Origin of the sequence: Williamsia muralis (genome assembly GCF_002735905.1) — a bacterium.
GTDB lineage: Bacteria > Actinomycetota > Actinomycetes > Mycobacteriales > Mycobacteriaceae > Williamsia > Williamsia muralis_A.
The window spans coordinates 126171-145910 of record NZ_PEBD01000004.1 but is presented as its reverse complement, the minus strand read 5'-3'; the positions used below and the strand labels follow the sequence as shown (position 1 = coordinate 145910).

The following is a 19740-nucleotide window of genomic DNA, read 5'->3' as shown; positions in this document are numbered from 1 at the left end:
GGCAGACGGTTCTGCCGAGTGATCAGGCCCCGGCCGAATCCCCCTCGGCGACAAGTGCTGCAAGAAGTTGCCTCACCGCACCTCGCTGATCACCCATCGGGCGGCTCAACGCCTCGTATACCCGCGCGGCGCGCACCCCGGTGAGAACAAGGCGGCTGCAGTCCGGATCCCGGATGGAGAACCGGGGCATGAGCGCGACTCCGTGATCACGTGCCACCATCGACTCGATGACACGGAAGTCGTTGATGCGGTGGGTGACTCGCGGCGCCACCCCGGTCGCCGCTGCAAGGGAGAGCAGCACGTCATCAACCGGGAACCCGCCGCGGACGCTGATCCAGTCCTCGTCCTCGAGTTCGGCCAGTGTCACCTCGCTGCGGCCGGCCAGACGATGACCACCCCCGACCACCAGGTCGATGGGCTCACGCATCACGGTTGTCACCGACACCCTCGCCTCGACAACCTGCGGCGCTCGCTCGTCCCGATGGGTCAGGACGACGTCGAAGTCGGCCAGCAAGGCAGGCGCGTCAACGTATTTGACGTCTTCGTCGCCGGCGATCACCCGGATCCGACGATCGCTCATCCGGTTGAGGACACCCGGTAGCAGAAGTGCCGCTCCCGAGGGGAACATCGCCAAGCGCACTTCGCCGACTGCGTCATCGCGGTACGACGCCATCTCCGCCTCGGCCCGCTGCACAGCGGCGATGACCTCGTCGGCACGTAGTACCAACGCGCGACCGGCGTCCGTGAGACGAACCCGCCGGCCATCTTGTTCGAGCAAGGCGATCCCGGCTTCGCGGCCCAGGATCTTCAACTGCTGCGACACCGCTGACGGTGTCATGTTCATCGCCTGAGCCACGGCTCCCACGGTGCCGCGGTCTGCGAGCTGCCTCAGGATTCGTAGTCGCTGCAGGTCCATGTGGTCACGCTACACAGTTGGCGGCCGTTCCTTCAGGTCTGCCACATCATTTCGGCTGCGGCGACGAACAGCGATCTGCCCCTTGCGGCGGGGAGCATATGCGACGCCGCGACTGTGCCAACGCTCTGCAGGTTTCGTCGTCGGGAACAGTTCGAACTTCTCCAGCACGGTCCGCAGGGTGACATCCATTTCCATGTTCGCGAAGGCCGCACCGATGCACCGGCGGGTTCCACCGCCGAACGGAAGCCATGCGGCGGACGGCTTGTGATCCAGGAATCGACTGGGGTCAAATCGTTCTGGATCCTCGAACTGCTCACTGTCGTCGTGCAGCAGAGAGATGCTGACAAGCACCGTGTGCCCCTGCGGGATGCGCCACTCGCCCAACTCCAGCACAGGAGCCACCACTGTTCGCCCGGCGAGATCGATCACGGGCCGGCTGCGCTGCACTTCCAGGATCGTCGCCTGCCGGAACGCGGTGTCCCCCTCGTCGACCTCAGCGGTCAAGCGGGCCAACACATCCGGGTTGCGGCGCAATCGCTCGAACGCCCACGCCAGCGTGGTGGCGGTGGTCTCGTGGCCCGCGGCGAGCAGCGTCGCCAGTTCGTCGGCGATCTCCGTGGTTGTCATCGGCGACCCGTCGTCGTAGGTACTTCGCAGCATCAGCGAGACGATGTCGGTACGTTCGGCGAAGTCGGGGTCGCCCCGCACCGTGGAGATCAGGTCTTCGATGATCGAGTCGTATTCACGACGGCGAGCCATGAATCGTTCCCAGGGGTCGAACCGGCCGAGGTTGATCGTCGTGTTTGGCAATGTCGCGAGGCGCGAGCCCAACTCGACCATCGGCGGAATGATGCGCCGTAGTGAGTCGAGCTGCTCCCCATCGGCGCCGAACACCGCACGAAGAATCGCATTGAGCGTTATCCGCATCATCGGAGCCAGACTCTCGAACTCGCGATCTTCCGGCCAGGTAGCGGTCTCGCGCAGGACCTCTTCCTCGATGATCTGCTCGTAGCCCTTCACGCTCTTGCCGTGCAGCGGAGGAGTGAGCAGCTTGCGTCTGCGGCGATGGTCGTCACCTTCGAGCGAGAACATCGAGTGGTCGCCGAGGATCCGGCCGAGGTTGGGCTGCACGTTGCTCAGCACTCCGGCGGGCGTCGTGAACAACTGCTTGGCCAGGTGTGGGTCCGCTACCACCACGGTGTTCCCGAAGACCGGGATGTTCAGTGTGAACGCCGGCCCGTGGCGCCGGGCGAGTACTTGCATCGTCTGCCGACGTGCGGCGACGAACGCGAGTCCTTGCACGTGTCGATGCAGTCGTGGACCAGGCGGCAGGTGTACCGACGCCTTCGCCTGACGACCGTCCTTCGTTTCTGTATGAGCTGGCCCCATGTTCGAACGCTCCCGTCTCGGCGCCGCCCGGTACTACGCCGTACCACCGCGACGGTACGCTTTCGTACCAGGGGAGAACAAGGGGTCGTATCGTTGGGTCGATGGCAACCAACCCGCAGTCAGTCGATCAAGTGCAGCCTGCCGACGCCGGCGGGTCAGTTTTTCGGGTTCGGTTGCTCGACGCGCTGGCCACCTCGATCGAGGTCCGTGGCTACCGGGCCAGCACCATCGCCGACATCGTCGGCATCGCCCGGACGTCGCGGCGAACCTTCTACCAGGAGTTCTCTGGCAAAGAAGACTGCTTCATCGAACTGCTGCGGCGTGCGAACACCTCCATGATCGATGAGATCGTGGCAGCTGTGGATCCGGACGCCGGGTGGGCCAGCCAGATCAGGCAGGCCATCGGCGCATACGTGAAGTCGATCGAGATGGATCCGGCCATCACATTGAGCTGGATTCGCGAGCTCCCCGCCCTGGGAACCAGTGCCCGACCGGTTCAGCGGCACGCAATGGAAGAACTGATTCGCACCCTCGTCATGTTGACGAGCACACCTCAGATGCGGACCGCAGGTGTGGAGACGGTGTCGCGGTCGATGGCCACCTTGCTGCTGGGAGGTCTACGAGAATTGACAGCGGTCGCTGTCGAGGACGGCAGGCCGATCGACTCGATGACCGAGACCATGGTCGAGGCCTGCATTGCCCTTTTGGGCCCGCGACCGGACAACCACCCGGCGTAGTTGCCGAAACAGCAAGAATAGTTGTCGAAACAGGGGTGCACGGCCATTGTGGAGGCATGAACCAAGAATTCTGGGACGAGCACTACAGCAGCGCCGAACAACTCTTCAGCAACAACCCCAATCCCGTCCTCGTCGACGAGGTGTCGGACCTGCCGCCCGGACGGGCGCTCGACCTCGGATGCGGCGAGGGCGCCGATGCCCGCTGGCTCGCTGAACGCGGATGGCAGGTGACGGCCGTCGACATCTCGCAGGTCGCCATCGACCGCGCCATGAAACTGGGCGACTCGGACGCCATCACCTGGGTACGTGGTGATCCGCTCGCCGACCCGCCGACGCCGACCTCCTATGACCTCGTGTCGATGCAATACCTCCACAGCGTTCCTCGGTCCGACGGCGGCCAGACCGCCCGCGCGATCGCACACGCCGTCGCGCCGGGCGGAACGCTGCTCATCGTGGGCCACGAGATCCGAGAAGGCCACAACTGGAAGGGAATCGACCCGCGGGACTTCTACGACCCACACGACTTCGCCGAGCTCCTCGGCGACGAGTGGACGGTGTTGATCGACCGCACCCAGCCCCGGACGACCGCCCCTCCCGGGAACTCACACCACACACACGACACCGTACTGAAAGCTGTTCGCTCGCAGTAGGACTACGACATCAGGTTTACCGTCTCCCGGTCAGCCCAATCCATCCGTGCGCACGGGGTAGGCCTCCAGCATCATGCCGGCGACTGCTCCGAGTGCCTCGGACCACGCATCCGTCATGGCGTCCGTCCACTCGGCACCTCCGCGGTCGGCCATGGTGGCGATCATCGTGGACGCGACCCAGTTGTACATCTCAGGCGTGACCCCCCAGGATGCGTGCCTCTGGCCCAGCGCCCCCAGCGAGGCACGGAGCCACGTCGAGTCCTCGAGGTGGTCGAGCACGGCGACGATCGCGTCCTGGAGCATTCGCGCTTGCGGGCGGATGTCGCTGCTGAAAAGTGCTCGTGCCGAGGGGTATTCGGCGAACAATCGATCATAGAAGTCGGTTGTGAGCCCCACGTCGTCGTCGGCGACCAGCATGAGGCTCCGCTCGAGCAACACCTTGTCCACGTTCACCTTCTCCAAGACTCCGGCGGATTATGCGCGCCGTGGCATCACTTGTAGTTCGGGTTGTTGATGACCGGTATCTCGATATTGATCGGCATGCGGAGTTCCGAGGTGTAGAACAAGACGAACTGGCGCAAGAACTCGTCGAACAACCAGTACGCCTCTTCCGGGACACCCACGTCGAGAAGCCCTTCACGCACGGCCACGAACGGACCCCAGGCGGTTTCGAGCAACGGCGTCCAGACGGGCTCCCGCGGGATTCGCAGCCACTCGGCCACCTGGTCGCCGAGCATGAATCGGGTCAACGCTCCGAGGATGGGCCGGCTGAGCAACGTCAGATCCAGATTCATCCCGAGACCCAGGAGGATGTCTGCGAGTTTGATGCCTTCGGGTGTGGGCGCCAGGATCGGGTCGAGGACCTGTTTGGCCTGCGAGTCGGCCTGATCCCACGAGGCCGGGATGTACTGGTCTTGCACACCGAGCAGATGTGCGGCCAGTTGCCAGGAATGCAGGAAGCCCTCCGATTCGGCGGCCGGGATCTGCACGTTCCACTTCTTCAGGTTTCGCATCACGGTGGTCGGCAAGCTGTGCCAGGTGACCATGATGTCGGCCTGACTGATCGGGATGTCTTCTGGCGCAGACCCTGTCCAGTGCGGCGACTGCGGAAGCAGGTGCCGAACCGCTGCGTGCGCGAGGCGCGTCTTGACGCAGGTGATCACCATTTCACCGTCAGGTTGGTAGGCATTGAGCGAACCGATGTCGTACCCGAGTTTCGCGGTCTTGGTGATGCGGTCCTTCATGTCCGCGCCGCCCTTGGAGTAGTACACCGCCCGCGCCTCTTTGGGGATGACGGTGCTCATCATGCCGCTGGCGAAGCCATACAGCACACCCAGATAGGTCCCGCGCTTCTGGTTGAACTCGACCGCTGTGGCCAACTTGCCCTGATCCGCCCACGACGGCATCTGCCGCGCGTACTCGATGAAATCTCGCAGGTCGTTCGGCAGGCCGGCCGGCAATGCCTGGCCGTTCTTGGTCCAGTGCTTCAACAACTCGTTCACGCGCGGCACCTCGCCGCGGTCGATCAACGACGCAACCACCGGATCGGCCTCGTTGTCCCACACGCCCCGAGGGTCGGCCCCGCTACCGGTTCCCGGCACCGAACCTGCCGGCGACCATGTCCACGGGGTCGCCGGAACGATGACCGCCGCAGCGCCGGCCGCACCCAACACCCCGCCCGCCTTCAACGCGTTGCGCCTACTGAAGTTGTCCACGCTATTCACTCCCCGTCCGACCATGAATTCATTCGCTGATGCAATGAAACAATCAGCGTTTCTTAGTAACATGGTTAGCACAAAAGTGTCGCCGGTCACAAGCGGTGCAGTTTCCTCGTGCGACTCACACCTGTTCGAACGAACTGAGTCCCGGGAACCGGTACCGTCTTCGTCTATGGCGACGTCGAGCACCCGAGCGATGCTCGAACGCGCGTACAAAGACGCGATCAGACGGACCGACGCCGGCGACGACACCACCCGCACCCGATTGCTCGACGCCGCCTACGAGCAGTTCAGCCGCACCGGCGTCCAACGCACGTCCATGGAGGACGTCGCAAGGCGGGCCAACATGTCCCGCATCACGGTCTATCGCCGGTTCGCCACCAAGGACGCTCTGATCGAGCAGGTCATCTTTCGAGAGTTCCGGCGGTACTTCGAGCGGTTCCTCACCGATATCCGATCCGCTGAGACCGCGGCCGAGCGAGTTGTTCTCGGATTCGTGAGCTCCCTGCGCGCCATTCGCGGCAATCCGATGATCGGCGGGCTGATCGACGCCGAACCCGGCCTGGTCGCCGGATCGATGATCGGCGACGACGGCCGCATGGTCGCGGCGGTCCGCGAATTCGTGGCGGGTCAGCTCCGTCGCGAACAACAAGCAGGCAACATCGACAAACAGCTGAACATCGACCTCATCGCGGAAATGATGGTGCGCATCTCCGCGTCGTTCCTGACGATCCGCAGCGATGTCGTCGACCTCGATGACGACGAGCAACTCGCCGCGATCGCATGGCAATTCCTCGTACCCATGCTCGATGTGGGTCGATTGCCGAAATAATCTGTCCGGCAGCTCTTTTGTAGGTCTTGTACTACGTCGCGCCTCGTCGGCGGCGCCTAGTATTGCTGCCCATGGACAAACATGTGGCCGGCAGGCTCGCAGACACCCACTTGGCCGAATGGGGCCGGCGCGTGGACTACACCGAACTCGCATGGGCGGACGACAACGAATCGACGACCAGCCGGGAAGTGGTCGAGGACGGCGTTCACTACACGGTCCAATCAACCGTGTGGCGTGAACAGGGAGCGAATGTCTACACCCTCGGGATTCGTGTCACCGAGACCGGTCGGCGCGCACTGTTCGGAAAGGCCGTGTCGCGGTTCGGTCGCAAGCATCCCGACGGGAGGTTTGTGGAGGGGGCCTAGCTCGGAATGAACACTTAGCTCTCACTGTCGCCCTCTGTTCGTCGTTCCAATCAATCTATTGACATTCGATAGATTTGCCGTGATAGTCGATGCATGTTCAACGAACGCTGGGTCGTCACCGCACTGCGAGTCTTCCTCGTGTCGCTCTTCGCAATACTGGTCTTGTTCCAAACCATGTCCCTGCCAGGACAATTCGCACACATGGCCGAGGAGTCACCCGATCAGGCCTACCTGCGTTGGCCGGCGACAGCCGTCACCGTGTTCTGGGTGTTCTGCGCCCAGGTGGTCATCGTCTGCACCTGGAAGTTGCTCAATCTGGTGCGCAGCGACCGCATCTTCACCCACGCCTCACTCGTCTGGGTCACAGCAATCGTCTGGGCGATCGGCGCCGGTTGGTTCACACTTCTCGGCGTGTTCCTCTTCGTCGGTTTCAATGCGAATGATCCAGGCTTGCCGCTTCTCCTCTTCCTGATGTTGATGGGCGGGGCCGTTTTGGGCCTGTTGATGGTCGTGATGCGCGCACTGCTGCGCCAGGCCACCACGCTGCGGTCGGACATGGACGCGGTGATCTGATGTCGATCGTCGTGCGTATCGACGTGGAGTTGGCGAAGCGGAAGATGAGTGTCGGCGAATTCGCGGAGCGTGTGGGGCTCACTCCCGCGAATGTCGCGGTGCTGAAGAACGGCCGCGCCAAGGCAGTTCGATTCAGCACCCTGGAAGCCATGTGCCGAGTACTCGAATGCCAGCCCGGGGATCTGCTGGAATGGATCGACGACTGAGGGTGTCGCAGCTTGAGTGAGCCGGCCGCTGAAATCCCGAGAACTCCACCGTTGGTCAACTATGTTCAGTGCTAGCCGAACCCGAGTTCGCGAGGAGGTAGCCATGCGAGTCTTCGTAACCGGGGGAACGGGCGCCGTGGGCACTCGCGCGGTGCCCGCGCTGGTCGCGGCCGGGCACGACGTCACTGCGATGGCACGCAGCTCGGAGAAGGCTCGAATCATCGAAAGCCAGGGTGCGCGACCGGTGCTGGTGTCTCTGTTCGACGGGCCAGGACTGACCGGTGCCATCGCCGGGCACGAGGCCGTGGTCAATCTCGCCACCGCGTTACCGGCGACCGCCTCCTTCATCCGCCGGTCGGCCTGGCGTGAATGCGAACGGGTGCGCACCGAGGGATCGGCAACGGTGGTCCAGGCCTGCCTCGATGCCGGTGTGCCGCGGGTGATTCAGGAGTCGGTGGTCATGCTCTATCGCGACGGAGGTCGCGCATGGATAGATGAGAACCATCCTGTCGATCACTTTCCGATCACCAAGGGGAACCACGCCGCCGAGGCGAACGCCGCCCGATTCGCTGGTGCCGGGGGCCACTCGATTGTTTTGCGTTTCGGGCTGTTCTACGGCGTCGGCGCGGCTCACAGTGAGCAGATCGCGGCCCTCGCCCGCCGCCACATCGGCTTTGTGCCGGGCCCACGAGACAGCTTCATGTCGTCGATACACGTCGTTGATGCGGGCGATGCCGTCGCTGCCGCACTGGCCTGCCCGGGCGGCACCTACAACGTTGTGGACGACGAGCCTCTCACCAAAGACCAACACGCGCAGGCGTGTGCCGACGCAATGGGCGCCGCTGCCTGGATCAAAGGCCCCGGCCGTCTCGGTCTACTCCTGGGGGATCGCATGACGTCGATGACCCGGTCGCTCCGCGTGACCAACGCACGCTTCCGGGATGCGGCGCACTGGCAACCCCGTTACCCGAGCGTTCGCGAGGGATACCACCAGATGGCGCGCGACCTACTGGCCGATTCACACTGATCCCGGTGATCAGCACGTCACGTCATCGAGATCGGAATCAACCGAAACACCATTTCCACCAAGCTTTTTCGCCTGGTACATGGCAATATCCGCAGACCTCATCAGCGCCCTCAGGGTTGCCGTGCTCGGCTGCCGCTTGTTCGCCCGCAACTGCTGATGGGTGGCGACCGCAACCCCGACGCTCACCGTGATCGGATGTCGATCGTCCGTGTTGTGCAGCGTCGAACGCACCCGATGCGCCAATGCGACCGCCTGCTCAGGGGTGCCGACGAGCGTGATCGCGAACTCCTCGCCGCCCACTCGGGCGATCAGCGCGTGAGTACCGGCGACTTCCACCAGCCGGGTTGCGACAACTTCGAGTACCGCGTCTCCACCACTGTGTCCGTGCTGGTCGTTGATCTGTTTGAAGCCGTCGATGTCGAGCATCAGCACCGCCAACCCCACCGGGATCCCGCTGTACTGGAGCTGATGAAACCCCGCTTCGAGTCCACGACGATTACGTAGCTGGGTCAGGTGGTCCCGAAATGCGTCATTGGCGTCCTCGCGCAGATCCAGCAGGCCCGACTGCATGACGATCGGCGCTGCCAGCAGGACCGGCAGCAGCACCATCAGCAGTGCCGTGGCGATGCCCTTGTCCGCGTCCGAGCCCAACACCACGCACGCGTAGAGAGCCAGCGTCACCGCCGTTGCGAAACTCAGGTGCCCGAGCAGCCACTTCGGACTGTGGAAAGCGGTCACGTGCGCACCGGTCACCGAGAACAGCGAGCACCCCATCATCGCGATGAACAGATCGGCGAAGGTGAACAGCACCACCGCGACGCCGACATCGGTGTAGACGACGAACAGCCGGGTCATCCACTGGCGTGGCCAGCGCCCGGCAAGCCAGACGACCCCGATGACGGCACAGGCGACCGCGAGTCCGCCGACGAGGATGTCGATCGCGACGCCACCCCGGGGACCGGCAGGCGACGTCAGTGCACAGAAGGCTCCGACGCTGAAGCAACAGCACCACAGCCCGACGGATATGCGATTGACCGCCAGCGTTCCACGGACGCGGTGATAGTTGACCGTCCACTGGTAGTCGAACGGCTGCCGCCACCACGAACGAAGAAAATTCACGGCGATGGACTCCCCCAGGTCACTACTGCATCGACATACTGGCCGCCCCCCGACAGCCGTGATGTGTAGCAACGCGCTGCGCCCGCACCACCGAAAAATCACCTGACTGTATCAACGCCGAACCGAGTAGGCCGGACCTTCCCCGATCGCAGACTCGTCGGCCCCGACGGCTGCATGAGTGATCTGGACCACTCATTCGGGGCCCTCCGCCGCATCCGTGCATAGTTCGCCGACGACTGGGTAGGCAAAGACCATGTCCCTACAACCGGTAGCAGACTCATATGACGACACCGCGTTCAGCCGTCTGGACGTGCCGGCGACCGCTGCGGGAGCCAGTCACCTGCGTCAGGAGTTCAGCCGATGGCTCAACGAGAACTTTGCGATCTCGGACGAGCACCTGTACGCCATCGTCCTGGCGGCGTACGAGGCCCTCGCCAACGCGGCCGAACACGCTTACGTCGGAGACCCGCACCCGGGGACCATGTCGATCGAGGCACACCACTCCCCGTCGAGTGCACACCTCTCGGTGACCGTGTCCGATCGAGGACAATGGCGACCGCCCGCGCACAACCGCTTCCGGGGTCGGGGAATTCCACTCATCCGTGCCCTGTGTGACCGGCCCGTGTTCGTCAAGGAAGCGTCTGGCACCACTTTGACTCTCGAGTGGGTCCAAGTGCGGGCATATTCGTTATCGTCAGCAGGGTGACGCTTCATCTCAAAACGTTCGGTCGCCGGTTCGGGTATTTCGTCAGGACGTTCTGGGCGCCGATCGCGGCGGGAGTGGTGGCGTTGGCCATCGGAGTCGGCAACATCTACGTGACATCCGACTCGGAAGCCGACGACAAGGCAACCCACTGCGCCGCAGCGGTTGCGGGATCCGCGTCACCGTCCGCGGGGGTCTGGTACGGCGCCAGCTTCGACTGGGAGAAGACAACGATCGCGGACTACTCGGAAAACCTCGGTAGCCATCCTGCGGTGACGGTGTTCTTCACCGAGATCCCCTACGACGATGCGGCGCGAGCCGACCTGAGACAGACCGTCGACACCGTCCGCGAAGACGGAAAAATTTTGTTGCTGACAGTGCAGCCGTCGGGTGGCCTGCGCACGGTCACCCCTGAGGTCGCCGAGGCTTTTGCCGCCGATCTCGCAGAGTTCAATGAATCCGGAGTCCCGGTTGTCGTCCGCTTCGCCCATGAGATGAACGGTTCCTGGTATCCGTGGGGTCAGCAACCGGCGCTCTACAAAGAGACCTTCGCTCGCGTCGCTGCAGCCGTGCACGCCGCCGCTCCCGGGTCGGCGATGATGTGGGCTCCCAGTTATGCCGGTGGATATCCCTTCGCTGACGGTGAATACTCGCCGGCGCCCGGCACAGCCGAGTTCACAGACCTGGACAGTGATCGCAACGGACAGCTGACGAGAGAAGACGACCCCTACGCCGCCTTCTACCCCGGCGATGAATCGGTTGATTGGGTCGGGATGTCGCTCTATCACTGGGGCAACCGCTTTCCCTGGAGCGAGAACGAACTCGCCGAACCGAACAAGTTCGCACAGCAACTGACAGGGAGCTACGTCGGGGCGAATGGCGACGACACCGTGTTGCCCGACTTCTACGACGAATACGGTACCCAACGGAACAAGCCGGTGGCGATCCCGGAGACCGCAGCTCTGTTCAATCCCGGCGAGCCCGAAGGTCCCGGCGCCCTCGCGATCAAGAAGTCGTGGTGGACCCAGATTTTCGCGCCCACGATGCCCGACGAATTCCCCCTGTTGAAGATGGTCAACTGGGTCGAATGGGACAGGTACGAACCCGAGGCGGACACGCAGGTCGACTGGCGGACGATGGCCGATCCGGCCATCCGCGCGGAGTTCACCGCGGCGCTTCCCGATTGGCTGGCATTCGGGCCGGACGAACCGTGTGGAGCGATCGCCACCAATGGTTAAGTTCAGCTACACAACCAATACAGTTTTATTCGATTGAACTGAACCTTCCCTTGCCCCGAGAATTGTCCCCATGACACTCCGCGATCGCCTGCTGGCACTGACCGTCGTGGTGTTCTGGGGCCTGAACTTCCTCGCGATCCACGCCGGGCTCGAACATTTCCCGCCACTGTTCTTCGCGGCGTTGCGTTTTGCCGTGATGGCCATTCCGGTGATCCTGTTCGTCCCGCGACCCGATGTTCCCCTGCGCTGGTTCCTGCTCTACGGATTCGGTTTCGGCACGCTGCAATTCGCTTTTCTGTTCCTCGCGATGGACCAGGGCATGCCGACCGGGTTGGCGTCCCTGGTGCTGCAGTCGTCGGCCCCGTTCACGGTCATCTTGTGTGTTCTGCTGCTCGGCGAGAAGATGTCGCTGCGACAAACGGTAGGGATCACCGTGGCCGTCGGCGGCATGGTGGTCATCGGCGTGGACCGCGCCGCACACGGGGCCTCAGCGGGATTGATCCCGGTCCTGCTCACACTCCTCGCCGGGCTCGGCTGGGCCTTCGGCAACATCGGGTCACGGCTTGCCCACCCCCGCAACGCCCTCTACATGGCGTTGTGGATGTCCGTGATCCCACCGATCCCGCTCTACGCCCTCAGCTTGGCTGTCGAGGGACCGTCCGCCGGTTTCGAGTCGATCGCCACAGTGGGAACGCATACAGGCCTCGTGGCCCTCGGTGGCCTGGCCTACATCGTGGTTCTCGGCACCATCGGTGGTGCAGGGCTGTGGGCGTACCTGATGACACGGCATCCGGCATCCAAGGTCGCACCGTTCTCGTTGCTCGTCCCGATAGTCGGCATCAGCGCGGCCTGGGCGATTCTCGGGGAGACACCGACGGTCTGGGAGCTGGTCGGCGGGGCAGTCGTGATCATCGGCTGCTTCGCGGGAGTGACCGGCGCCAAGTCGAAACCCGCCAAAGCGAAGACTCTCGAACCCTCGTCAACCGACGAACCGATGGCGGTCCCCTGACTTGCACATACGGCGGGCGCCGGGCGGCATATGACAAACTCGCAGCCATGCGTGACGAGGACCGAAAGAGTTCCACAGGCTTGCCGATGCGGGCACGACTCGCCCTGCGAGCCGCCGCCACGGCGCGATGGGCGTCGCAGAAAACCGGTCGGGGGAAGGGCTCGATGATCGGCGGCCTGGTGGCGCTCAAGATCGACCCCACCCTGATGGCTGCGCTCGCGCGAGGGAAACGATCGGTGGTCGTCACCGGAACGAACGGAAAATCGACCACCACCCGTATGACTGCGGCAGCTCTGGCCGATCTCGGCGAGGTGGCTTCGCAGGCCGACGGCGCCAACATGGATGCAGGCATCGTCGCCGCCCTGTCGCTGAACCGGCCCGCCGAGTGGGCTGCCTTGGAAGTCGACGAACTGCACGTCCCCCACGTGAGCGACGCCGTGAACCCCGAAGCGCTGATCTTGCTGAACCTCTCACGAGACCAGCTCGATCGGGTCGGCGAGATCAACATGATCGAGCGCCGGCTGCGTGACGGGATCGCACGGCACCCGGAGACCACCGTGATCGCCAACTGCGATGACGTGCTGGTGACCTCCGCCGCCTACGACGCCCCGAAGGTGGTGTGGGTCGCTGCAGGCGCGGGATGGGCCGGCGACTCGGTGAGCTGTCCCCGTTCGGGTGAGCCGATTCTGCGTGACGGTTCCCGCTGGTATTCCACCGGAACCGATTTCGAGCGGCCGGCCCCCGACTGGTGGTTCGATGACGAGAACCTTTACGGACCAGACGGTTTCGAGCACCCGATGACGCTGGCAGTGCCCGGCAACGCCAACCGCGGCAACGCGGCGCAGGCCGTTGCCGCGGCAGTGGCATTGGGCGCCGACCCCGCGAAAGCCATTGCCGCGGTCGGCACCGTCGGCGAGGTCGCGGGCCGATACTCGGTACAACAGATCGGCCAACATCGCGTCCGCATGCTGCTGGCGAAAAACCCTGCGGGATGGCAGGAAGCGATGGCGATGATCGACCAGGACGCCGATGGCCTGGTCATCGCCGTCAACGGTCAGGTGCCGGACGGCGAGGACCTCTCGTGGTTGTGGGACGTCCGTTTCGAAGCATTCGAGAACATGCAGGTGGTCGCTTCCGGCGAACGCGCCACCGACCTCGGTGTCCGGTTGATCTATGCGGGCGCCGAGCACACCACCATCGGTGATCCGATGGCCGCCATCGAGTCCTGCCCGCCCGGCCGGGTGGAGGTACTCGCCAACTACACCGCTTTTCGCGACCTCAACAACGCATTGGCGCGCGCGCAGAAGGGAATTCGCTGATGTCCGACTCCACATTGCGCATCGGGCTGGTACTCCCCGATGTGATGGGCACCTACGGCGACGGTGGAAACGCCCTCGTGTTGCGCCAGCGCGCACGCATGCGAGGCATCGAGGCGGAGATCGTCCAGATCAACCTCACCGATCCCGTGCCCGAATCGCTCGACGTGTATACCCTCGGCGGCGCCGAGGACTACGCACAACGGCTGGCCACGCGACACCTGACCAAATACCCGGGCCTGCAACGTGCGGCAGAAGCAGGCCGGCCCGTTCTCGCCATCTGTGCCGCCATCCAGGTACTCGGGCACTGGTACGAGACATCTTCCGGTGAACGCGTCGAGGGGATCTCGATGCTCGACGTGACCACCACACCGCAGGACAAACGCAGCATCGGCGAGCTGATCACCGAACCGTCACCGGCCTCCGGGCTCACCACCCCACTGACGGGGTTCGAAAACCATCGCGGTGGAACCACTCTCGGGCCGGATGCCCATGCGCTGGGCAAGGTGAAGCACGGCGTCGGCAACGGCGCGGGCGAGAAGGTGGAAGGCGTGGTGCAGGGTTCGGTGATCGGAACCTACATGCACGGCCCTGCCCTGGCCCGCAACCCCGAGCTGGCCGACGTGCTGCTCGCCCGCGCACTGGGCGTCGAACAACTCGATCCGCTGCCGTTGGCAGAGGTCGATCTGCTGCGCCGTGAACGCCTTGCCGCGGGCCGTCGAGGGTGAACGACTCCAGACCCCGGCACCGATGACATCTCCTCGACCGACGCCCACGTCACCACATCCGGGCGGCCAACGCCGCGCCGCCCCCGCGTTGTTCGCCGTCGCCCTGGTGGTGGTCGCCGTGGTGGTCACCGCAACGTGGATGATCACGTGGTCGGTTGTGGGCGAAGATGATTCGTCCACCAGCGCTCCTACCGTGTCTACCACCGTGTCGAACGAGGACACCATCCTCGACACAGTGCGTGCTACCACGGAATCGATCTACAACTTCACCCCCGACACCATCAGATCGACGATGAAGTCCGCGCAGGCCCTGCTCTGTGGAACGGCCCTTCAAGAGTGGAATGACACCGCCGATTCGCTGCTGCAGACGGTCACCACCACCGGCCGCAGCCTGGTGACCAGCAACGCGCACTACGGCATCGCCCGGCAAGACGCAGAGTCGGTGACCGTGCTCGCCGTCTTCGAGGTGTCCGCGAGTCAGGACAACGCCGAACCGGCCCCCATCGAACCCGCTGCCATCGAGTTCACCGTGAGCCGTTCCGCAATCCCCCTGTGCGTCAACATGATGAAGGTGTTGTGATGACGGACCTACATGTGCGCCCGACCCGTCCGCCCGATTCCCACCGCCGCCTCCGACTGCTACTGCTCCTCGGCGGCGTGCTGATCGTGCTCGTCGCACTCACCGCCGTCGTCGCGACACTCACCGCCCCCGACAACGGTGACGGCGAGACACGGTCACCGACGACGCCGGCCGGCCCGACGATCACCGATCAGCAGGCCCGCGACGTCGCGACCGCGGTGACGCGCAGCATGTACGACGTCGGCCCGGCGACCGCGGACGAGCAGGTTGCGGTGTTCAAGGCGAACAGCTGTGGCGAGTTCGCCAAGAAGACGTTGCCCGACCTGATCACGTCCACCGACCAGCTCAAGACGCGTAATTCGTCGAGCACCTTGACCATCGATTCGATGGCGGTGGTGCCGCGCCCTGCGCCCTCTGCCCAAGTCGAGGTGATCGTGGCATTCTCGTGGGAGCAAGGTGACATCTCGGAGAAGACGCGGGCGGTGTATCAGGTGGCCGACGAAGCCGGCCGGCCGTGCATCACCACCGCCCAGTTCTTTTAGCAACGCCGCGCCGACGGAGATGCCGGCCGAGACCTAGCGTGGACGGAACAGGTGGACAGGCAGATGCGACTGCGACGAAGCCGCGAAGAGACCCGGGAGTTCCCGGACCGGCGTGCGGCAGGCCGAGCTCTCGGCGACCAGCTCAAATACGGCGAGCTGGAACTCGCCGACCGCCAGGACGTTCTCGTGCTGGGACTCGCGCGCGGGGGCGTGCCGGTCGCCTGGGAGATCGCCTATGCGCTCAATGCCCCACTCGATGCGATGGTGGTCCGAAAACTGGGGGTACCCGGGCGCGAGGAGCTCGCGATGGGTGCGGTGGCCTCGGGCGGTGATCCGGTGCTCAATCATCGGATGATCCGGGAATTCGGCATCGGTCGCGACGAGGTCCAGCGCGTCCTCGAGGCCGAGACCCGGGAGCTGATGCGGCGCGAGAAGGTGTACCGGGAAGGGCGCCCACCCGCCGAGGTGACCGGCAAGGTTGTCATCCTCGTCGACGACGGATTGGCGACGGGGGCCAGCATGCGTGTGGCGGTCGACGCGGTGCGCAGCCGCCGGCCCGCACAGGTGATCGTCGCCGCCGGTACCGCACCGGAGTCGACCTGTTCGCTACTGACCGGGGCTGCAGACGAAATCGTCTGCGGCGCACTACCTGACGACTTCACGGCGGTCGGGCGGTCATACCGCGACTTCACGCAGGTGTCCGACGACGAGGTGCAGGAACTGCTACGCACCCCGACAACCGAACGAGACTGACGGGTCAGACCCCATCCGGCGCGAACTCGGGCACCACTTCACAGTGCTCGCGGGTGCGGTCGACGGCGAACCAGCCGCGCTCGAAGTTCTGCCAACGGATCAGGTGCCGGCGTTCGTCCTCACCGTCGCGGGCAACCGCCCGTTCCAAACGTTCCGATTCGTCGCCGCCATCGAGCCACAGCGCCCTGGCGAGCTGCCTGCGAACCGGCGCACGAGCACTGGACACACCCTCGATCACCAGCAACGGCTCCCATCTCACCCAGACGCGAGGACCGTGTTCGGGACGGCCGTCCCGCCACACACGCGGGTGGTAGCGGAAATCGTGTCCACGCCAGTACGACCGGATCACCTCTTCGTCGAGCTCGGGCCACCAACCGACCGGGTCGTCCCATGTCGCGAAGTCGTCGGTACGCACCAGCACAGCGGGGGTACCGACATCGTGGAGCACGGCCATCAATCGGTCCGCGAACGTCGACTTGCCCGCGCCGGACGGGCCGTCGATGGCCACGATGCCCGACCTGAGTTGCCGGGCGAAATGTTCGATCCACGCGTCGTCGACCATGAGAGCTACGTCAGGATTCTGCGACCGGACAGTGCCCGGCCGAGCGTCAATTCGTCGGCGAACTCGAGGTCGCCGCCCATCGGCAGACCCGACGCCAGCCGGGTCACCGACAGACCGGGGAAGTCCCGCAGCATCCGTTGCAGGTAGGTCGCCGTCGCCTCGCCCTCCGTGTTGGGGTCGGTGGCGACGATCACCTCGCTGACGTCCACACCGTCTTCCTGGTTGCCCAAGCGGCGCAACAACTCTCGGATCCGCAGTTGGTCTGGGCCGACCCCGCCGAGCGGGTCCAGGGCCCCACCCAGAACGTGATAGCGGCCGGTGAACTCCTTGGTCCGCTCGATGGCCTGCACGTCCTTGGGCTCTTCGACCACACATATCTTGCTGGCATCACGCCGCGCATCACGGCAGATCCGGCAACGCACCTGCGCCGAGACATTGCCGCAGACCTCGCAGAAGACCACGTCGTCGCGGACGTGCACCAGGGCGGCGGTCAGCCGGTCGATGTCGCCTGCCGGAACGGCCAGCAGATGGAACGCGATCCTCTGGGCACCTTTGGGACCGAGCCCTGGCAGCTTCGCCAGCTCGTCGATCAGATCCTGGATCGGTCCTTCATACACGGGTCAGCTATCCGCCCAAACCGGGGAACCCGCCGCCCAACCCGCCGAGCCCGCCGGCCAGCGGACCCATCTTCTGCTGGGTGAGTTCGTCGCGTTTGCTGTTCAGATCGGCAAGAGCGCCGACGATCAGGTCCTGCAGGGTCTCGACGTCGTCGGCGTCCACGACCTTGGGGTCGATGGTGATGGCGGTGACCTCGCCGGTGCCGTTACCGGTGACGGTGACGAGCCCGCCGCCGGCGGATCCGGTGACCTCGGCAGCGGCGATCTGCTCTTGCGCGGCCAGCAACTGCTGCTGCATCTGCTGAGCCTGCTGCAGGAGTCCGGCCATCGGGTTATCTGGTTCCACTGCTGTCCTCTGTGTCGTCGTGGGGCCGGTCGAGGTGATCGGCGCCATCGGGTCGGTTGTCTTGCGGGCGCATCATGCGTTCGAGATGAGCAGCAATGCTGTCGATGGTATCGCCGTCGGCTGCCTCGGCTTCGAAGCGCAGTCGCGCGTTGCCACCGAACATCATCGCCGCGTTGGCCGACAACGCGAACTGGAACTCGTTGCCGACTCTTTGCCACGCCACAACACCTTGGCTCAACGGCGCCCCGACCCCCGCGCTGATCTCGTAACCGACCTCGGATGCGGGCAGGTCGCGCTGCACCTGGAAACAGTCCCCGCTCTCGTCGTCGAGGAAGACCACCACCTCGCAACGCAGGTCCGGGTACCGGTCGTAAGAGACGATGATTGCCACTCGGTTCTCCTCTCAGAGCAGTTCGCGGGTACTGACGAAGCGTCGCAGCTCGCCGCTGAACGGGTCGGTGAACTCGACAGAGTAGGCAAGTAGGCGGAGCGGATCGGAGAAATCACCGCGGTCCGGGGCTGCGGCCATTTCGGGCCGGACCTCCGGGTACAGCGGGTCTCCGTCGATCGGGACACCCAAACCCGCCATGTGCAGTCTGAGCTGATGTGTGCGACCGGTCTGCGGTTTCAGCCGGTAGACCCCCCGATCGCGCGAGGCGCTCAGGAGATCGATGGTCGAAACAGCGTTGACCTCCCCAGGCTCGACCCGAGCTCGCAGGTCGCCCGCGTCTTTGAGGATGCGGTTGCGAACGGTGACCGGCAGTTGCAGGCCGGGGTGGATCGGTGCGCGGGCGCGGTATTCCTTGTTCACCGAACGGTCGGCGAAGAGCTGTTGATAGGGGGCGCGCGCTTGCGGGCGCACAGTGAACATGAGCACCCCGGCCGTGAGCCGATCCAGCCGGTGCACCGGGCTGATCGAAGGGTTGTCGAGTTCTCGGCGCAACCGGACCAGCGCGGTCTGCACCACGTGCGTTCCCCGAGGCATCGTCGCCAGATAGTGCGGTTTGTCCACGACCACCAGATCGTTGTCCTGATGGATGATCGGCAGGTCGAACGGTATCTCCGTCTCCACGGGCAGGTCGCGGTAGAAGTAGACCGGCCGCCCGATCTGGGCCGGTGCAGCCAGATCGACGGGTTCACCACCGATGCCGAGCACCTCACCGCGCTCGGCCCGGGAAAGCAGATCGTCGAGCGTCAGGCCCTCACACGCCGGCGCGGCCAGCATCGCCTCACCGACCGTGCAATCGGCGGAACGCAGAACGACCCGAGTGGGGTCCACACCGTCGCGCAATGGGAGCGGCGCTGGTTTGCGGTGTCGCACTCGGGTCGTCTTCTGGAAGTTTTTCTCGTCGCGATCCGGCTCAGACGCGTTCGACGTGCGACTTGAGGTTGCCGAGCAGTTCGGCCTGGATCTTCGCCAGTCCCTTGGGTGCAAACGTCTTCTCGAAAAATCCGCCGATACCGCCCGCTCCCTGCCACGTGGTGGTGGTGGTGACCTTCGAGCTGGCCCCGGAGGCATCGACCTGATACGTGGTCACCATCGACGAATTGACGTCGGTCTCGGTGACGGTGGAGCCGACCACGCCCACGCGGGCCTGGACGTTGCGCGAGCGCTTCTTTGTTGCCTGGAGGGTCCAGGAGGCGACGGTGCCTGCGCCGACGCCACCCTCGACGACCTTGTAGTCGCGGTACTGGCCGGGGAGGATGCTGGGACGCACCGTCTGGTAGTCGGACAGTGCCGCGAGCACCTTCTCCGGCGCGGCATTGACGACGATCGACTCGGATGCGGTTACCTGTGCCACGAGATATCACCT

Annotated in this window: 26 protein-coding genes; 15 read left to right on the top strand and 11 right to left on the bottom strand. The window is 64.6% G+C overall.

Annotated elements, in window-relative coordinates:
• Positions 1-22 precede the first annotated feature (22 nt).
• Positions 23-916 carry a LysR family transcriptional regulator gene (locus CSW57_RS01355; RefSeq protein ID WP_099381135.1) on the bottom strand — a complete coding sequence of 298 codons (894 nt, stop codon included), beginning with the start codon at positions 914-916 and terminating at the stop codon, positions 23-25.
• 9 nt (positions 917-925) lie between these two features.
• A complete protein-coding gene (locus tag CSW57_RS01350; protein WP_099381134.1) occupies positions 926-2305 on the bottom strand; it encodes a cytochrome P450 in 1380 nt (459 codons plus the stop codon).
• Between the two features lie 101 nt (positions 2306-2406).
• Here CSW57_RS01350 and CSW57_RS01345 point away from each other — a divergent pair, with 101 nt between their 5' ends.
• Together CSW57_RS01345 and CSW57_RS01340 are read left to right on the top strand one after the other, a co-directional pair.
• The gene (locus CSW57_RS01345) at positions 2407-3042 is read left to right on the top strand and encodes a TetR/AcrR family transcriptional regulator (RefSeq protein ID WP_099381133.1); all 636 of its coding nucleotides are present in this window, start codon (positions 2407-2409) and stop codon (positions 3040-3042) included.
• 56 nt (positions 3043-3098) lie between these two features.
• Positions 3099-3692 (top strand): class I SAM-dependent methyltransferase, encoded by a 594-nt coding sequence (locus tag CSW57_RS01340; RefSeq protein ID WP_099381132.1) that lies wholly within the window; start codon positions 3099-3101, stop codon positions 3690-3692.
• Between the two features lie 30 nt (positions 3693-3722).
• Here CSW57_RS01340 and CSW57_RS01335 read toward each other — a convergent pair whose 3' ends face one another.
• Both CSW57_RS01335 and CSW57_RS01330 read right to left on the bottom strand, forming a co-directional pair.
• Positions 3723-4139, bottom strand: a complete 417-nt coding sequence (locus CSW57_RS01335; protein ID WP_099381957.1) for a globin domain-containing protein — start codon at positions 4137-4139, stop codon at positions 3723-3725.
• Between the two features lie 44 nt (positions 4140-4183).
• Positions 4184-5431 (bottom strand): oxygenase MpaB family protein, encoded by a 1248-nt coding sequence (locus CSW57_RS01330; protein ID WP_370623869.1) that lies wholly within the window; start codon positions 5429-5431, stop codon positions 4184-4186.
• Positions 5432-5582: 151 nt separating this feature from the next.
• Here CSW57_RS01330 and CSW57_RS01325 point away from each other — a divergent pair, with 151 nt between their 5' ends.
• The 5 genes from CSW57_RS01325 to CSW57_RS01305 all read left to right on the top strand — a co-directional run bounded on the left by CSW57_RS01325 (position 5583) and on the right by CSW57_RS01305 (position 8413).
• Complete coding sequence (locus CSW57_RS01325) at positions 5583-6242, top strand: TetR/AcrR family transcriptional regulator (RefSeq protein WP_223248979.1); 660 nt, start codon at positions 5583-5585, stop codon at positions 6240-6242.
• 71 nt (positions 6243-6313) lie between these two features.
• Positions 6314-6607: a hypothetical protein gene (locus tag CSW57_RS01320; protein ID WP_099381131.1), complete on the top strand. Its 294-nt coding sequence runs from the start codon at positions 6314-6316 to the stop codon at positions 6605-6607.
• A 93-nt stretch (positions 6608-6700) separates the two neighbouring features.
• Positions 6701-7180: a DUF2975 domain-containing protein gene (locus CSW57_RS01315; RefSeq protein ID WP_099381130.1), complete on the top strand. Its 480-nt coding sequence runs from the start codon at positions 6701-6703 to the stop codon at positions 7178-7180.
• Entirely contained in the window at positions 7180-7386 is a 207-nt protein-coding gene (locus CSW57_RS01310) for a helix-turn-helix domain-containing protein (RefSeq protein WP_023956557.1), read from the top strand. The genes CSW57_RS01315 and CSW57_RS01310 overlap by 1 nt, the downstream gene beginning before the upstream one ends.
• 103 nt (positions 7387-7489) lie before the next feature.
• Positions 7490-8413, top strand: coding sequence for an NAD-dependent epimerase/dehydratase family protein (locus tag CSW57_RS01305; protein WP_099381129.1), 924 nt, complete (start codon positions 7490-7492; stop codon positions 8411-8413).
• A gap of 9 nt (positions 8414-8422) precedes the next feature.
• On the opposite strand, the gene CSW57_RS01300 is transcribed toward CSW57_RS01305, so the two are convergent.
• Entirely contained in the window at positions 8423-9532 is a 1110-nt protein-coding gene (locus tag CSW57_RS01300) for a GGDEF domain-containing protein (protein ID WP_099381128.1), read from the bottom strand.
• Between the two features lie 253 nt (positions 9533-9785).
• Between CSW57_RS01300 and CSW57_RS01295 the strand changes: the two genes are divergently transcribed.
• The 8 genes from CSW57_RS01295 to CSW57_RS01260 all read left to right on the top strand — a co-directional run bounded on the left by CSW57_RS01295 (position 9786) and on the right by CSW57_RS01260 (position 16401).
• Complete coding sequence (locus CSW57_RS01295) at positions 9786-10238, top strand: ATP-binding protein (RefSeq protein WP_099381127.1); 453 nt, start codon at positions 9786-9788, stop codon at positions 10236-10238.
• Positions 10235-11473 carry a glycosyl hydrolase gene (locus CSW57_RS01290; protein WP_223248978.1) on the top strand — a complete coding sequence of 413 codons (1239 nt, stop codon included), beginning with the start codon at positions 10235-10237 and terminating at the stop codon, positions 11471-11473. The genes CSW57_RS01295 and CSW57_RS01290 overlap by 4 nt, the downstream gene beginning before the upstream one ends.
• 70 nt (positions 11474-11543) lie before the next feature.
• Positions 11544-12482: an EamA family transporter gene (locus tag CSW57_RS01285; protein ID WP_099381126.1), complete on the top strand. Its 939-nt coding sequence runs from the start codon at positions 11544-11546 to the stop codon at positions 12480-12482.
• Between the two features lie 47 nt (positions 12483-12529).
• On the top strand, positions 12530-13801 hold the full coding sequence (locus CSW57_RS01280) for a Mur ligase family protein (protein WP_099381125.1): 1272 nt from the start codon (positions 12530-12532) through the stop codon (positions 13799-13801).
• Entirely contained in the window at positions 13801-14526 is a 726-nt protein-coding gene (locus CSW57_RS01275; RefSeq protein ID WP_099381124.1) for a type 1 glutamine amidotransferase, read from the top strand. The genes CSW57_RS01280 and CSW57_RS01275 overlap by 1 nt, the downstream gene beginning before the upstream one ends.
• 22 nt (positions 14527-14548) lie before the next feature.
• The gene (locus CSW57_RS01270) at positions 14549-15106 is read left to right on the top strand and encodes a hypothetical protein (RefSeq protein WP_143696447.1); all 558 of its coding nucleotides are present in this window, start codon (positions 14549-14551) and stop codon (positions 15104-15106) included.
• Positions 15106-15648 (top strand): hypothetical protein, encoded by a 543-nt coding sequence (locus CSW57_RS01265; RefSeq protein ID WP_099381122.1) that lies wholly within the window; start codon positions 15106-15108, stop codon positions 15646-15648. Before CSW57_RS01270 ends, CSW57_RS01265 begins: the two co-directional genes overlap by 1 nt.
• Positions 15649-15711: 63 nt before the next feature.
• Positions 15712-16401: a phosphoribosyltransferase gene (locus CSW57_RS01260; RefSeq protein ID WP_099381121.1), complete on the top strand. Its 690-nt coding sequence runs from the start codon at positions 15712-15714 to the stop codon at positions 16399-16401.
• Between the two features lie 4 nt (positions 16402-16405).
• Here CSW57_RS01260 and CSW57_RS01255 read toward each other — a convergent pair whose 3' ends face one another.
• The 6 genes from CSW57_RS01255 to CSW57_RS01230 all read right to left on the bottom strand — a co-directional run bounded on the left by CSW57_RS01255 (position 16406) and on the right by CSW57_RS01230 (position 19728).
• The gene (locus CSW57_RS01255) at positions 16406-16963 is read right to left on the bottom strand and encodes a uridine kinase family protein (RefSeq protein ID WP_099381120.1); all 558 of its coding nucleotides are present in this window, start codon (positions 16961-16963) and stop codon (positions 16406-16408) included.
• Between the two features lie 5 nt (positions 16964-16968).
• Positions 16969-17580 (bottom strand): recombination mediator RecR, encoded by a 612-nt coding sequence (recR, locus tag CSW57_RS01250; RefSeq protein WP_023956577.1) that lies wholly within the window; start codon positions 17578-17580, stop codon positions 16969-16971.
• 7 nt (positions 17581-17587) lie between these two features.
• A complete protein-coding gene (locus tag CSW57_RS01245) occupies positions 17588-17974 on the bottom strand; it encodes a YbaB/EbfC family nucleoid-associated protein (protein WP_099381119.1) in 387 nt (128 codons plus the stop codon).
• The gene (locus CSW57_RS01240) at positions 17913-18317 is read right to left on the bottom strand and encodes a hypothetical protein (protein ID WP_189339098.1); all 405 of its coding nucleotides are present in this window, start codon (positions 18315-18317) and stop codon (positions 17913-17915) included. Before CSW57_RS01240 ends, CSW57_RS01245 begins: the two co-directional genes overlap by 62 nt.
• 12 nt (positions 18318-18329) lie before the next feature.
• Entirely contained in the window at positions 18330-19205 is an 876-nt protein-coding gene (locus CSW57_RS01235) for a pseudouridine synthase (RefSeq protein WP_223248977.1), read from the bottom strand.
• A gap of 82 nt (positions 19206-19287) precedes the next feature.
• Positions 19288-19728: an SRPBCC family protein gene (locus CSW57_RS01230; RefSeq protein ID WP_099381118.1), complete on the bottom strand. Its 441-nt coding sequence runs from the start codon at positions 19726-19728 to the stop codon at positions 19288-19290.
• Positions 19729-19740 lie beyond the last annotated feature (12 nt).

Bases quoted from the DNA above. Each gene is read 5' to 3' on its own strand.
- CSW57_RS01245 (WP_099381119.1), bottom strand. From the start codon at position 17,974: ATGGCGCCGATCACCTCGACCGGCCCCACGACGACACAGAGGACAGCA.
- CSW57_RS01320 (WP_099381131.1), top strand. From the start codon at position 6,314: ATGGACAAACATGTGGCCGGCAGGCTCGCAGACACCCACTTGGCCGAA.
- CSW57_RS01325 (WP_223248979.1), top strand. From the start codon at position 5,583: ATGGCGACGTCGAGCACCCGAGCGATGCTCGAACGCGCGTACAAAGAC.
- CSW57_RS01315 (WP_099381130.1), top strand. From the start codon at position 6,701: ATGTTCAACGAACGCTGGGTCGTCACCGCACTGCGAGTCTTCCTCGTG.
- CSW57_RS01270 (WP_143696447.1), top strand. From the start codon at position 14,549: ATGACATCTCCTCGACCGACGCCCACGTCACCACATCCGGGCGGCCAA.
- CSW57_RS01355 (WP_099381135.1), bottom strand. From the start codon at position 916: ATGGACCTGCAGCGACTACGAATCCTGAGGCAGCTCGCAGACCGCGGC.
- CSW57_RS01310 (WP_023956557.1), top strand. From the start codon at position 7,180: ATGTCGATCGTCGTGCGTATCGACGTGGAGTTGGCGAAGCGGAAGATG.
- CSW57_RS01350 (WP_099381134.1), bottom strand. From the start codon at position 2,305: ATGGGGCCAGCTCATACAGAAACGAAGGACGGTCGTCAGGCGAAGGCG.
- CSW57_RS01305 (WP_099381129.1), top strand. From the start codon at position 7,490: ATGCGAGTCTTCGTAACCGGGGGAACGGGCGCCGTGGGCACTCGCGCG.
- CSW57_RS01330 (WP_370623869.1), bottom strand. From the start codon at position 5,431: ATGGTCGGACGGGGAGTGAATAGCGTGGACAACTTCAGTAGGCGCAAC.
- CSW57_RS01275 (WP_099381124.1), top strand. From the start codon at position 13,801: ATGTCCGACTCCACATTGCGCATCGGGCTGGTACTCCCCGATGTGATG.
- CSW57_RS01285 (WP_099381126.1), top strand. From the start codon at position 11,544: ATGACACTCCGCGATCGCCTGCTGGCACTGACCGTCGTGGTGTTCTGG.
- CSW57_RS01280 (WP_099381125.1), top strand. From the start codon at position 12,530: ATGCGTGACGAGGACCGAAAGAGTTCCACAGGCTTGCCGATGCGGGCA.
- CSW57_RS01255 (WP_099381120.1), bottom strand. From the start codon at position 16,963: ATGGTCGACGACGCGTGGATCGAACATTTCGCCCGGCAACTCAGGTCG.
- CSW57_RS01260 (WP_099381121.1), top strand. From the start codon at position 15,712: ATGCGACTGCGACGAAGCCGCGAAGAGACCCGGGAGTTCCCGGACCGG.
- CSW57_RS01340 (WP_099381132.1), top strand. From the start codon at position 3,099: ATGAACCAAGAATTCTGGGACGAGCACTACAGCAGCGCCGAACAACTC.
- CSW57_RS01265 (WP_099381122.1), top strand. From the start codon at position 15,106: ATGACGGACCTACATGTGCGCCCGACCCGTCCGCCCGATTCCCACCGC.
- CSW57_RS01345 (WP_099381133.1), top strand. From the start codon at position 2,407: ATGGCAACCAACCCGCAGTCAGTCGATCAAGTGCAGCCTGCCGACGCC.
- CSW57_RS01295 (WP_099381127.1), top strand. From the start codon at position 9,786: ATGTCCCTACAACCGGTAGCAGACTCATATGACGACACCGCGTTCAGC.